This window comes from Telluria sp. LT2P34, assembly GCF_059685915.1.
The window spans coordinates 22,662-35,430 of record NZ_JCASIN010000005.1; the positions used below are offsets into that span (position 1 = coordinate 22,662).

12 protein-coding genes are annotated in these 12,769 nt (G+C 64.1%); 8 read left to right on the forward strand and 4 right to left on the reverse strand.

Features of this window, described 5'->3' with window-relative positions:
• Positions 1-41 precede the first annotated feature (41 nt).
• The 4 genes from AC56KZ_RS14455 to AC56KZ_RS14470 all read left to right on the forward strand — a co-directional run bounded on the left by AC56KZ_RS14455 (position 42) and on the right by AC56KZ_RS14470 (position 3,105).
• Positions 42-425: a GTP-binding protein gene (locus AC56KZ_RS14455; RefSeq protein ID WP_497162876.1), complete on the forward strand. Its 384-nt coding sequence runs from the start codon at positions 42-44 to the stop codon at positions 423-425.
• Between the two features lie 96 nt (positions 426-521).
• Entirely contained in the window at positions 522-779 is a 258-nt protein-coding gene (locus AC56KZ_RS14460; protein ID WP_192053224.1) for a BTH_I0359 family protein, read from the forward strand.
• Between the two features lie 163 nt (positions 780-942).
• Entirely contained in the window at positions 943-1,719 is a 777-nt protein-coding gene (locus tag AC56KZ_RS14465) for a class II glutamine amidotransferase (RefSeq protein ID WP_497162877.1), read from the forward strand.
• Between the two features lie 96 nt (positions 1,720-1,815).
• The gene (locus AC56KZ_RS14470; protein ID WP_497162878.1) at positions 1,816-3,105 is read left to right on the forward strand and encodes an EAL and HDOD domain-containing protein; all 1,290 of its coding nucleotides are present in this window, start codon (positions 1,816-1,818) and stop codon (positions 3,103-3,105) included.
• A gap of 25 nt (positions 3,106-3,130) precedes the next feature.
• Here AC56KZ_RS14470 and AC56KZ_RS14475 read toward each other — a convergent pair whose 3' ends face one another.
• Both AC56KZ_RS14475 and metH read right to left on the reverse strand, forming a co-directional pair.
• Positions 3,131-3,499, reverse strand: coding sequence for an SPW repeat protein (locus AC56KZ_RS14475; protein WP_497162879.1), 369 nt, complete (start codon positions 3,497-3,499; stop codon positions 3,131-3,133).
• Between the two features lie 42 nt (positions 3,500-3,541).
• Positions 3,542-7,321 carry a methionine synthase gene (metH, locus tag AC56KZ_RS14480; RefSeq protein WP_497162880.1) on the reverse strand — a complete coding sequence of 1,260 codons (3,780 nt, stop codon included), beginning with the start codon at positions 7,319-7,321 and terminating at the stop codon, positions 3,542-3,544.
• A 262-nt stretch (positions 7,322-7,583) separates the two neighbouring features.
• Here metH and AC56KZ_RS14485 point away from each other — a divergent pair, with 262 nt between their 5' ends.
• Positions 7,584-7,814 carry a BrnA antitoxin family protein gene (locus AC56KZ_RS14485; protein WP_497162881.1) on the forward strand — a complete coding sequence of 77 codons (231 nt, stop codon included), beginning with the start codon at positions 7,584-7,586 and terminating at the stop codon, positions 7,812-7,814.
• Positions 7,815-7,879: 65 nt separating this feature from the next.
• On the opposite strand, the gene fmt is transcribed toward AC56KZ_RS14485, so the two are convergent.
• On the reverse strand, positions 7,880-8,827 hold the full coding sequence (fmt, locus tag AC56KZ_RS14490; RefSeq protein WP_497162882.1) for a methionyl-tRNA formyltransferase: 948 nt from the start codon (positions 8,825-8,827) through the stop codon (positions 7,880-7,882).
• A gap of 10 nt (positions 8,828-8,837) precedes the next feature.
• Positions 8,838-9,380 (reverse strand): peptide deformylase, encoded by a 543-nt coding sequence (gene def, locus AC56KZ_RS14495; RefSeq protein ID WP_497162883.1) that lies wholly within the window; start codon positions 9,378-9,380, stop codon positions 8,838-8,840.
• 321 nt (positions 9,381-9,701) lie between these two features.
• On the opposite strand from def, the gene AC56KZ_RS14500 reads away from it, so the two are divergent.
• From AC56KZ_RS14500 to AC56KZ_RS14510, 3 genes are all read left to right on the forward strand, one after another.
• A complete protein-coding gene (locus tag AC56KZ_RS14500; protein WP_497162884.1) occupies positions 9,702-10,793 on the forward strand; it encodes a LysM peptidoglycan-binding domain-containing protein in 1,092 nt (363 codons plus the stop codon).
• 7 nt (positions 10,794-10,800) lie between these two features.
• Positions 10,801-11,940, forward strand: coding sequence for a DNA-processing protein DprA (dprA, locus tag AC56KZ_RS14505; RefSeq protein ID WP_497162885.1), 1,140 nt, complete (start codon positions 10,801-10,803; stop codon positions 11,938-11,940).
• Between the two features lie 170 nt (positions 11,941-12,110).
• A complete protein-coding gene (locus tag AC56KZ_RS14510; RefSeq protein WP_497162886.1) occupies positions 12,111-12,575 on the forward strand; it encodes a Smg family protein in 465 nt (154 codons plus the stop codon).
• The last annotated feature ends 194 nt before the right edge of the window (positions 12,576-12,769 follow it).

Below are 12,769 nucleotides of genomic sequence, written 5' to 3' on the forward strand. Positions count from 1 at the left end.
CAGCGAACGGGTGGGCAAATCCTTTCTCATCCGGCTTCTCTTTGCGTCATCCGATTCCTACGGTGCTGGTCACGGGCGCCAGCGCGAGCGCCCGCGAAGCGGCGATTGCGGCCGCCATCGCTGCTGCGGATGCTTCCTCTACGCCCCGTGAGGACGCTGTTGGCGTGATCCTCGAGGGTCTTCCGGATGGCAAGCTCCTACTGGAAAATTCCGACAAACTCATGATCTCGCGCATCGCTCCCGGATGCTTGTGCTGCGCAGGAAATCTGGTGATGCGTGTTACATTAAATCGTCTGCTGCGTCAGCGGCCCTCACGTCTTTTCATCGGCGTCGCGGGCACGGTGCACCTGGACCAGTTGCGATCATGGTTGAGCAGCACGCCATACGATCAGCTGTTGGCTCTTATGCCTGACCTCGCTACTTGAAATCGGTCACGCAAGCCCCACCTCTGAACTGAAGTCGACACCAGCCGCCCGCCGCCGCGCAGCTGGTGCAACACTTGATCAAGAGAAGGAGTCACCATGAACATGATCTACAACAGCGAACAGTATAGCGTCGTCGAATTTGGCGTCGATCGCGACCTCGAGGCCCTGCGCTTCGGTGGCTACGAAATCGTCGACAAGGCCGGCCGGCGCGAAGCGTTCATTGGCGGCAAACTGGCGCAATCGTTCCGCCGCGACGTCAACAATCTCATTGCCAGCGAGCCGACCATGGAAGAAATCGACGATTTCCTCGGCTCCTACGACACGATGATGAACCAGCCGGTGGTGCTGCACTAAGCCCACCGCGCTCGCTCCGTGCGGGCGCACTCAAGCGGAACATCACGACACAGACGGCCAGGGACGACAACTGAATGCAGGCACCGGCACCCGCTGGCGCCGCGTTCGCCCTGGACCTCCTCCCCATCCCGTGCAATCCGGTCGACATGGTAAGCTGCCTGCCATGTGCCAACTTCTTGCAATGAACTGCAATGTCCCGACCGACATTGTCTTTTCCTTCACCGGCTTCGCCCACCGCGGCGGCCGTACCGACACCCATCACGACGGCTGGGGCATCGCATTTTTCGAAGGCGCCGGCGTGCGTCATTTCGTCGACCACCAGGCCGCGATCGTCTCGCCCATCGCCGAACTGATCAAGCGTTACCCTATCAAGTCCACCAACGTCATCGCCCATATCCGCAAGGCCACGCAAGGCCAGGTGGCGCTCGAAAACTGCCATCCCTTCGTGCGCGAATTGTGGGGACGCTACTGGGTGTTCGCCCACAACGGCGACCTGAAGGAGTTCCAGCCGCAACTCGACGGCGCTTTCCGCCCGGTCGGCAATACCGACAGCGAAACCGCCTTCTGCTTCCTGCTGCAGGAATTGCGCCGCCGCTTCGGCGACGCGCCGCCCGCCATCCCGGCCCTGCGCGCGGCCCTCGCGGAACTGGTGCAGGCTGTCTCGGCTTACGGCACCTTCAACATGATGCTGTCCGACGGTACGGCCCTGTTCGCGCATTGCTCCACCAAGCTCTGCTACGTAGTGCGCCAATACCCGTTTGCCGCTGCCAGCCTGTCCGACGAAGACTTGTCGGTCGACTTTTCGCAGGTCACCACCCCGAACGACCGAGTCGCCATCATCGTGACCGAACCCCTGACGACGAACGAGACCTGGATCGAGTTCGCGCCCGGCGAGTTGATGTTGTTTGTCGATGGCGCGCCGGTTTCAGCAGGTTGTTGACGCCAGGTCGTTTATTTTCTTCTAAATGATGCCGGTAGGCCACTAACTGTCGGGAATGCGGTAGAGTGGCGGCTTCACTCCGACTACGGGACAGCGATGACCAATAGCGCCAGCCTTGACCAGCCATCCCAGCCACTGCAACTGCGTAACTTCTACCTGGCGCGCCAGCCGGTACTCGACCGCAACCAGGCGCTGTTTGGCTACGAACTGCTGTTCCGTAATACCCAGAAGAATGCGGCCGAGTTCGACAGCGGCATCGGCGCCACGGCGGACGTGATTGCCCACGCGGCGCAGCTCGGTTTGTCGCGCGCGGTCGGCGACGCCACCGCCTTCCTGAACGTCGACACCGAAGTGTTGATGAGCGATATCTTCTCCTTCCTGCCGCGCGAGCGCACCGTGATTGAGCTGGTCGGCACGGTCGAGGCCAGCGAGCAGGTGCTGTGGCGCCTGGCCGAGCTGTCGGGCCACGGTTTCCGCTTCGCCGCCGAAGCGGGCGCCCACGGCGAGCGCCTCGGACGCCTGCTGCCGCTGCTCGACTTCGTCAAGGTCGACCTGCGCACGATGCCGGTGGTGACGATGTTAGGCCTGGTTCCCCGCTTGCGGGGAACCGGTAAATTCCTGATCGCCGAGAAGGTTGAAAGCCAGGCCGAGTACAAGACCTGTCTCGACCTCGGCTTCGATTATTTCCAGGGCTTTTATTTTGCCAAGCCATCGATCATCGCCGGGCGCAAGCTGTCGCCCTCGCAAATGGCGGTGGTCGACCTGTTGACGCTGGTGAGTTCCGACGCCGACAACCGCGACGTCGAGCGCGCCGTCAAGCGCGACGTGACGCTGTCGATCAACCTGCTGCGCATCGTGAATACCCCGGCCGCCGGCCTGCGCCAGCGCGTCGATTCGATCGCCCAGGCCCTGCTCGTGCTGGGCCGGCGCCAGTTGCAGCGCTGGCTGCAGATCATGCTGTATGCCGAGCCCCAGTCGCAGGGCCATGCACGCGGCCATGCCCACTCGCCGCTGCTGATGCTGGCCAGTACCCGTGCACGCCTGATGGAGCTGCTGGCCCAGCGCCTGCGCCCGGGCCAGCCGCGTGTCGCCGACATCGCCTTCACGGTCGGCATCATGTCGCTGATGGACACGCTGTTCTGCGTGCCGATGGCCGACCTGGTCGAACAGATCCCGGTCAGCGACGAAGTGACGAATGCGCTGCTGCGCCGGTCCGGTTTTTTCGGCGAGCTGCTGCGCCTGGCGGAATCCTTCGAACAGATGGAAGACGGCGCGGGTCCGGTGCTGCCGGCGCTGCACGAACTGGCCGACAGCGGCGACGACCTGGTCGAACTGGAAATGGCCGCCTTCGAATGGGGCGACAAGGTAGTGCGCTACGCCCTGTAGCGCACCCGGTAGTGCATCGGCCGCTTCAAGCCGTGCCCGACCACTGCTGGTGCAGGTCGGGGTCCGAGCGCATTTCCCATAGTCCGAGCACGATGGTCGCAAGGCCGACCATGAGCATGCTCATGCTCATCGCGCCGTCCGCGACGACGTCCACTACCCAGGGCGAGGCCGCCACCCAGGCGCCGACAAGGATGTTTACCACCACGGCCCAGACATAGGTTTTATAGAGGTCGAAGATCGCGAGGATCGCGATGATGGCGCCGGCGATGAAGGCGTTGAGCGCCGGCGGCGAGTCGCTCGGATAGCCCATCACCCAGGGCGAAACGAAGAGCCACACGCCCAGCAGCAGGATGATGCCATCCTGCCAGCGCTTGGTCGAAAGATGCGTTGCCATGATAAGGACTTAGGCAACGCTAAACTGCGTAAGTTCAATCCCTCACGACAGGTTCGGCGCCAGGTGCCGCTCCAGCTCGGCCTTGTCCATGCCGCGGCGGCGCGCCATGTCCGCCAGCTGGTCCTCGCCGATTTTCCCCACCACGAAATACTTCGATGCCGGATGGGCGAAATAGAAGCCCGATACCGCCGCGCCCGGATACATCGCATACGATTCGGTCAGCTGCAGGCCGACGTCGGCGGCCTGCAGCGCCGCAAACAGGTCCGCCTTGACCGTATGCTCGGGGCAGGCCGGATAGCCCGGCGCCGGACGGATGCCGACGTATTGTTCGGCGATCAGCTCGAGCGGGCCGAGGTCTTCGGCGGCCGCATAACCCCACAAATCGGTGCGGACACGCTCGTGCAGGTATTCGGCAAAGGCTTCGGCCAGGCGGTCGGCCAGGGCTTTGAGCATGATCGACGAGTAATCGTCGTGCGCCGCTTCGAAGCGCTGCTCGTGCTTCTCGATGCCCAGGCCCGCGGTGACGGCGAACATGCCGATATAGTCGGGCACGCCGGAGACTTTGGGCGCGATGAAATCGGCCAGGCACTGGTTCGGGCGCTGCACGCCGTCCACGACCGGCTTCACGCCCTGCTGGCGCAGGCCGTGCCAGGTGAATGCGAGCTTGTCGCGCGTGTCGTCGGTATAGATCTCGATGTCGTCGTCGTTCACGCTGTTGGCCGGCAGCAGCGCAATGGCGCCATTCGCCGTCAGCCAGCGGCCCTCGATCAGCTTTTTCAGCAGCGCCTGGCCTTCCTCGAACACCTTCGACGCCGCCTCGCCGACGACCGGGTCCGAGAGGATCGCCGGGTAGGGGCCGGCCAGGTCCCAGGTCTGGAAGAAGGGTCCCCAGTCGATGTAGCGCGCCAGCAGGGCGAGGTCGACATTTTTGAACTCGCGGCGGCCAATGAACTTCGGCCTGACCGGGGCAAATTCCAGCTTCGCCTTGTTGGCGCGCGCGGCCTCGATGCCCAGCATCGGCAGCGCCTTCTTGTTGGCGTGCTGTTCGCGGATGCGCGCATAGTCGAGCCGGATGTCGGCCAGGTACTGCTCGCGCGTCTCCGGTGTCAGCAGCGACTGCGCGACCGAGACCGAACGCGAGGCGTCCGGCACATACACGACCGGGCCGTCGTAGTGCGGGGCGATCTTGACGGCGGTGTGGGCGCGGCTGGTGGTGGCGCCGCCGATCAGGAGCGGAATGCCGCGCTCGCGGAACCAGGGGTCGCGCTGCATCTCTTTCGCGACGTGCGCCATTTCTTCCAGCGAGGGCGTGATCAGGCCGGACAGGCCGACGATGTCGGCGTTTTCGAGCTTGGCTTTCGCGAGGATCTCGGAGCAGGGCACCATCACGCCCATGTTGACCACCTCGAAGTTATTACATTGCAGGACCACCGAGACGATGTTCTTGCCGATGTCGTGGACGTCGCCCTTGACGGTGGCGATCACGATCTTGCCCTTCGGTTTGGCGCTGACGCCGGTCCGTTCTTCTTCGCGCGCCTTTTCTTCTTCGATGAAGGGAATCAGGTGGGCCACGGCCCCCTTCATTACGCGCGCCGATTTGACGACCTGCGGCAGGAACATCTTGCCCTGGCCGAACAGGTCGCCGACGATGTCCATGCCGGCCATCAGCGGGCCTTCGATGACATTGATCGGGCGCCCGCCCGCGTTCAGCACGTTCTGGCGCGCTTCCTCGGTGTCCTCGATGATCCATTGCGTGATGCCGTGCACCAGCGCATGCGCCAGGCGCTTCTCGACCGGGCCGTCGCGCCACTCGAGGTTCTGCTCCTGCTTGCCGGCGCCCGCCTTCAGGGTGCCGGCAATCTCGATCATGCGCTCGGTGGCGTCGTCGCGGCGGTTCAGCACCACGTCCTCGACGCGTTCGCGCAGTTCCGCAGGCAGGTCGTCGTAGACGCCGACCATGCCCGCGTTGACGATCCCCATCGTCATGCCGGCCTGGATCGCGTGGTACAGGAACACGGTGTGGATCGCTTCGCGCGCCGGGTCGTTGCCGCGGAAGCTGAACGACACATTCGACACGCCGCCCGACACCTTCGCATGCGGCAGGTTCTGGCGGATCCAGCGCGTGGCGTTGATGAAATCGACCGCGTAGTTGTTGTGCTCTTCGATGCCGGTGGCAACCGCAAAGATGTTCGGATCGAAGATGATGTCTTCCGGCGGGAAGCCGACCTGCTGCACCAGGGTGTCGTAGGCGCGCCTGCAGATCTCGGTTTTGCGGGCAAAGGTGTCGGCCTGGCCCTGCTCGTCGAAGGCCATCACGATCACGGCGGCGCCGTAGCGGCGGCACAGGCGCGCCTGGCGCAGGAATTCTTCTTCGCCTTCTTTCAGCGAAATCGAATTGACGATGGCCTTGCCTTGCACGCATTTCAGGCCGGCCTCGATGACGCTCCATTTCGAGGAGTCGATCATGATCGGCACCCGCGAAATGTCGGGCTCGGAGGCGATCAGGTTCAGGAAGCGCGTCATGGCCGCCTGCGAGTCGAGCATCGCCTCGTCCATGTTGATGTCGATGACCTGGGCGCCGTTCTCGACCTGCTGGCGCGCCACCGACAAGGCCTCGTCGAACTGCTCGTTGAGGATCATGCGTGCAAACGCTTTCGAGCCGGTGACGTTGGTGCGCTCGCCGACGTTGACGAACAGCGAGGCGTCGTCGACCGTGAACGGCTCCAGGCCCGCCAGGCGCAGCGCGACCGGCACCTCCGGCACGGCGCGCGGCCGGGCGCTCGAGAGCAGCTTCGATATCGCTTCGATATGCTCGGGCGTGGTGCCGCAGCAGCCGCCGGCGATGTTGACGAAACCGGCGTCGGCGAATTCGCGCAGCAGGGCGGAAGTGTCGGCCGGCAGTTCGTCGAAACCGGTGTCGCTCATCGGATTGGGCAGGCCGGCGTTCGGGTAGATGCAGACGAAGGTATCGGCAATCTGCGACAGCTCTTCGGCGTACGGACGCATCAGCGCTGCACCGAGCGCGCAATTCAGGCCGATCGTCAGCGGTTTCGCATGGCGCACCGAATTCCAGAAAGCGGCAACCGTCTGGCCCGACAGGATGCGCCCGGAAGCGTCCGTTACGGTCCCCGAAATCATGATCGGTTTGCGCGGGGTGGCGGGGTGCGCGTCGAAATACCGGTCGATCGCGAACAGCGCCGCCTTGCAATTCAGGGTGTCGAAGATGGTTTCGACGAGCAGGACGTCGACGCCGCCCTCGACCAGGCCTTCCACCTGCTCGTGGTAGCTGTCGACCAGTTGATCGAAGCTGATGTTGCGCGCGGCCGGGTCGTTCACGTCCGGCGAGATCGAGGCGGTCTTCGGCGTCGGGCCGAGGGCGCCGGCGACGAAACGCGGTTTGTCCGGCGTACTGTATTTGTCGCAAGCCGCGCGCGCCAGCCCGGCGGCCTGGACGTTCATCTCGCGGGCCAGGTGGCCCATGTGGTAATCGTCCTGCGCGACGCCGGTCGCGCCGAAGGTGTTAGTCTCGATCAGGTCGGCGCCGGCCGCGAGGTAGCGCTCGTGGATCTCCTGGATGATGTGCGGCTGGGTCAGGGTCAGCAACTCGTTGTTGCCCTTCACGAAAAGCTCGCGCGTGCCGCTGTCTTCCGGTGCGGCGAAGCCGATAAAGCGCCCCTCGGGACCGCCCCGGTAAGCCACCTCGTCGAGTTTGTATTGCTGGATGATCGTGCCCATCGCACCGTCGAGCACCATGATGCGGCGCGACAGGATCTCGCGCAGCTGGGTTTCGATCGGGGAGCGGGTAGGGGTCGGGGCAGTCATCGGTAGCTTTCAGGAAGTGATCTTGCTGGCCTTGCGCGGTCGCGTAGCATGCTTGGGGCGGTCTGAAATTATACGTCAATGCTGCGGATTGCCCCTGCTGGGCAGCGCCGTCGGGCAGATTGTATCGTTATGTGTTTATGCATCTAATTGTTACACGACGTTACAAATCGCCCCGCTTTCGCAATGTTGCGGATACATACAGCGGCGACAATAAACGCATGCCAAGAGTAAAATGGCGCGAATCAACACAGGGTGGATGAGCATGAATAAAGAATATGAGCCAGATTGGGACCAGCCTGCACTGCACAGCCACGTGCCTGAAGCAGCGCCGAAATACCAGGTGGCGGGCGCCAAGCAAATCGTGACGATCCGTCTCGACGTCGATATGCTGGAGTGGTTCAAGGCAGCCGGACCAGGTTACCAGACCCGCATCAACCAGGTCCTGCGCGACCATATGGCAGCGCAGCGCGACGCCGAAGCAGTCGACGAATAAGTCGGGTTCTTGCAGCTGCCAGCAAAAATGCGCCCATCGGGCGCATTGTTATTTATATGAAACGCTCAGCTGAAATTCACTCCTGCCAGCGGGAAGCTTTTCAGGAATTCCGCCGCCGCCAGGCGCTTGCCGCCCGGTTTTTGCAGCTGGTGCAGGCGTAGCGCACCCTCGCCGCAGGCGACGACAATCCCGCCGCCGTCGACTGCCAGCACCTGGCCCGGCACGCCGCTGGCTTCGACCGGTTCGGCCTGCCAGATCTTGATCGCCGTGCCGTTCACGCTGCCTTGCGCACCGGGGAAGGGGTTGAAGGCACGTACCTTGCGCCACAGCACCTCGGCCGGCAGGCGGAAGTCGAGCTTCGCTTCGTCCTTGCTGATCTTGGCCGCGTAGGTCACGCCCGCCTCGGGCTGCGGCGTGGCCGGCAAGGCATTCTTTTCCATGCGCCGCAGGGCTTCCACGATCATGGCCGCGCCCAGGGCCGCGAGCTTGTCGTGCAGGCTGCCGGTGGTATCACGGTCCTCGATGGCGACGCGTTCGATCAGCATCATCGGGCCGGTATCGAGGCCTTCTTCCATGCCCATGATGGTGACCCCGGTTTCGCGGTCGCCGCTTTCGATTGCACGGTGGATCGGCGCGGCGCCACGCCAGCGTGGCAGCAGTGAACCGTGGATATTGATGCAGGGTGCGATCTCGAGCGTGCTGCGCGGCAGGATCAGGCCATAGGCCGCCACCACCATCACGTCGTAGTCGAGCGCCTGCAGGCGCGCATGGGCGGCCCGGGCCTCGAGCGCACGCTGCGCATCAGGGCTGTCGGTGCGCAAGGATAGCGGCTGCAGCACCTCGATGCCGTACTCGAGCGCAGCCGCCTTGACGCTGGAGGCCTGCAATTGCATGCCGCGCCCGGCCGGGCGATCAGGCTGGGTCAGCACCAGCGGGATCTCGAAGCCGGCTCCGTGGATGGCGCGCAGGGCCGCGGCGGCGAACTCCGGCGTGCCGGCGAAAACGACTTTCATCGGCGCGCCTTTAATAACGGCGGCCGGCCGCTTTCAGGGCCGCTTCCCGTTCCAGCCCGCGCTCTTCCTTCTGCAGCTTGGCCTTGATGCGGTTGCGCTTCAGGGGCGACAGGTATTCGACAAACACCTTGCCCATCAGGTGGTCCATCTCGTGCTGGATGCAGACGGCGAGCAAGCCGTCGCATTCGCGCTCGAAGAAGGCGCCCTTGACGTCCTGGGCGCGCACCTTCACGCGCGACGGGCGTTCGACGCCGTCGTAGATGCCCGGCACCGACAGGCAGCCTTCATCGTAGACCTGCTTCTCGTCGCTGGCCCAGGTGATCTCGGGATTGACGAACACCAGCAATGCGTCGCTGGTCTCGCTGGTGTCGATCACGACCACGCGCTCGTGCACGTCGACCTGGGTCGCCGCCAGGCCCACGCCCGGTGCGTCGTACATGGTCTCGGCCATGTCCGCGACCAGGGTCGCAAGACGCTCGCCGAATTCGCTCACCGGCTGGGCAATCTTGTGCAGGCGGGGATCGGGATAACGCAGGATCTTCAGAAGGGCCATATCGGAGTTCGGTAATAGTTCAGTGTAAGAATAGAAGCAAGCAATATAAGAATAGAAGCAAGCGTTGTTGCCAATACAAGGCAGGCAGTGCCACGAGCAGGAATGCAACACATTGCCCCGCCAGCAGGACGCGGTTTGTCTTGCCAGTTCAAGGATTTGTGTGCAGAATTTGATTCAGTTGGGCAACCTTTTGATCCGCCAGGGGCGGGAAGGGGGCTTCAGATCAAACTTCAAGCTGCTGTCTCTTGCGCCGCGGCTGGCCGGATTGATGAGCGAAGCCTGCAATTGTCTTGTCAATGCCGCATTTTACGGACGTCTTCAATGAAAAATTTTAGCACAGTCGCGACCCGGGCTGCAGCCGTGGCCCTCGTTGCGTGTGTCGTGGCGGGCCCCGTCCAGGCTGCCGAATGCAGCTTCAAGCCAAATGCCCCGGACCAGCACGTTGTCGTCAAGCGCGATACCTTGTGGGACATTTCCGGCGTCTTCCTGAAGCACCCGTGGTGCTGGCCGCAAGTCTGGGGCCTGAACCGCGCCGAAATCCGCAATCCGCACTGGATCTATCCGGGCCAGGTCATCTACTTCGACCGCGCGCGCGGCCGCCTGTCCCTGACGCGTCCGGGCAACGGCGCCGCCGAAGCGCCACTGGTGCGCCTGTCGCCCGGTGTGCGCAGCGAAGGACTGGAACGCCAGGCGATCGACGCCATTCCGGTCGGCGTCATCGAACCCTACCTGACCCAGCCGCTCGTGATCGAGGAGGACGGCCTGGCCGGCGCGCCGCGCATCGCCGCTTCGGAAGAGGGGCATCTGTACCTGGGCAGTGGCGACCGCGTGTATGTGCGCGGCGACCTGCAGGGCGCGACTGAATTCCAGGTGTTCCGCCCGGGCGGCCCCTTGAAGGACCCCCAGACCGGCAAGGTGCTCGCCCATGAGGCCGCCTACCTCGGCAGCGTCAGGCTGGTGAAAGCCGCCGCACCCGGCGTCGACGTGCATACCTTTACCGTGTCGAGCTCGGTGCGCGAAATGGGCGTGGGCGACCGCCTGCTGCCGGCGCCCCCGCCGACTGTGCGCAATTACGTGCCGCATGCGCCGCAAACGCCGATCGATGCGCGCGTGATGTCGATCTATTCGGGCGTCAGCTACGCCGGGCAGAGCCAGGTCGTGACTGTCAACCGCGGTTCGATTGACGGACTCGATGTCGGCTCGGTGCTGCAGCTCTATCATTTCGGGAAGACGGTGGCCGATCCGGGCGGACGCAAGGGTTTCATGGGATTCGGCGGCGCGACGATGAAGCTTCCCGATGAGCAGTACGGCACCCTGTTCATTTTCCGCGTGTTCGGCCGCGTTTCCTACGGCCTGATCATGCAAGTGACGGCGCCGGTGCAAGTTGGCGACGTGGCAAAATCACCGGAGTAATCCCACCGTGCAGGACACGGCCCCGATCTCGATGCGCAGCGCCGCCATGTCCCTCGACGACATCACCGGCTGGCTGCGCCTGGAAGCGACGAGCGGGGTCGGGCCGCGCACCGCCCGCCTGCTGCTGGCGGCCTTCGGTTCGCCGCGCGCGCTCTTCCAGGCTCCCTACGCGGCGCTCGCCGCACACGTCAAGCCGGCCATTGCCCGCAGCCTGTGCGCGCCGCCGGCGTCCGACATCCTGCGTCTGGCCGAGGCCACGCTGGCCTGGGCCGGGCAAGCCGGGCATCAGTTGCTGGCGCTGGGCGACCCCGCCTACCCCGCAGCGCTCGCCAACATTCCCGACCCGCCGCTGCTGCTCCATATAACAGGGCGGGCCGAGCTGCTCGCCCGTCCGGGCCTGGCGATCGTCGGCAGCCGCAACGCCACCGTTCAGGGCAAGTCCAACGCCACCGCCTTTGCCGCCGCCCTGTCGCACAGCGGCGTCTGCATCGTGTCGGGCCTGGCGCTCGGGATCGACGCGGCCGCGCACGAAGGCGCGCTGCGCGGCCCAGGTTCGACGATTGCCGTGGTCGGCACCGGCGTCGACCTGTCGTATCCGGTGCGCAACCGGATGCTGGCCGAACGCATTGCGGCGGACGGCGCCATCGTCAGCGAATACCCGCTGGGCACGCCGCCCATGGCCGGCAATTTCCCGCGCCGCAACCGCATCATCAGCGGCCTGTCGAGCGGCGTGCTGGTGGTCGAGGCGGCGGCGCAATCGGGCTCCTTGATCACCGCCCGTGTTGCCGCCGAACAGGGCAGGGAAGTGTTCGCCATGCCCGGCTCGATCCATGCGCCGCTGGCCAAGGGTTGCCACAAGCTCATACGCGACGGTGCACGCTTGGTCGAAACCGTGGACGAGGTGCTCGAATCGCTGCGCATCTCGCCCTTGGCCCCCATGCCGGCGCCATCGGCTGCCCCGCTGCCGACCGAAACCGACTGCAATCAATTGCTGGCACAGCTAGGGCACGATGCCTTCGACGTCGACACCTTGCTCGAGCAAACCGGCATGAGCATCGGCCAGCTGAGCATGGGTTTATTGGCGCTGGAACTGGCCGGGATGCTCGAGCGCCTGCCGGGCGGAAAGGTGCAGCGCGTCTGGGGCTAACAGCAGGAAATGCAGGGTGCATGGGCGTGGAAAAGGCACGTTACATCGAAGCTTACTTACAAGCCTATACGAACCGATAAGGCCGAAAAACGACGGAATTCGTTCGCCGGATGCGCACGCATGCAGCAAGCTTGTACCAGTGCGAGCTTAGCTGCTACAGTAGCGTCACTATGTTCGACATCCTGGTCTACCTCTACGAGACGTACTATCGTCCTGAAGCCTGCCCCGAGCCGGCTGCCCTGGCACGCAAGCTCTCCGCCGTCGGCTTCGACGACTTCGAGATCTGCGAGGCCATCGACTGGCTTACAGGTCTTACCGAAATGGCCGCTGAAGAGCTGGCAGACGTGACTGCCTCCACCGGCACCCGTTATTACGTGGACGAGGAGTACAACGAGCTTGGCAGCGCCGCGATCGGGTTCATCCAGTTCCTCGAAAGCGCCAAGCTGCTCACGCCGGTGCAGCGCGAAATCGTCATCGAACGCGCGCTCGCGGTCGACGAGTCGCCGGTCACCCTCAGCAAGCTCAAGATCATCATCCTGATGCTGATGTGGAGCCAGAACAAGGAACCGGACGCGCTCATCTTCGATGACCTGTTCGGCTCCGACGACGAACAGATTCCACGCTGCCTGCATTAAAGAATTTCTCCCACTACCTGCCGCTCATGCGGCAGGTGTCGTTTCAGGGCCAGGCACGCTCAGTCCAAACCCAGGCAGCGTGTTTCAGTGTGGTCATGCTTGCTCATCCTTTCCCCGAATAGTTGCCGCACCGCGTTGCAAAGGTGCAGAGCCTACTTGCGAACAGCGCGATAAGGCGCTTATCATTGGCCGCT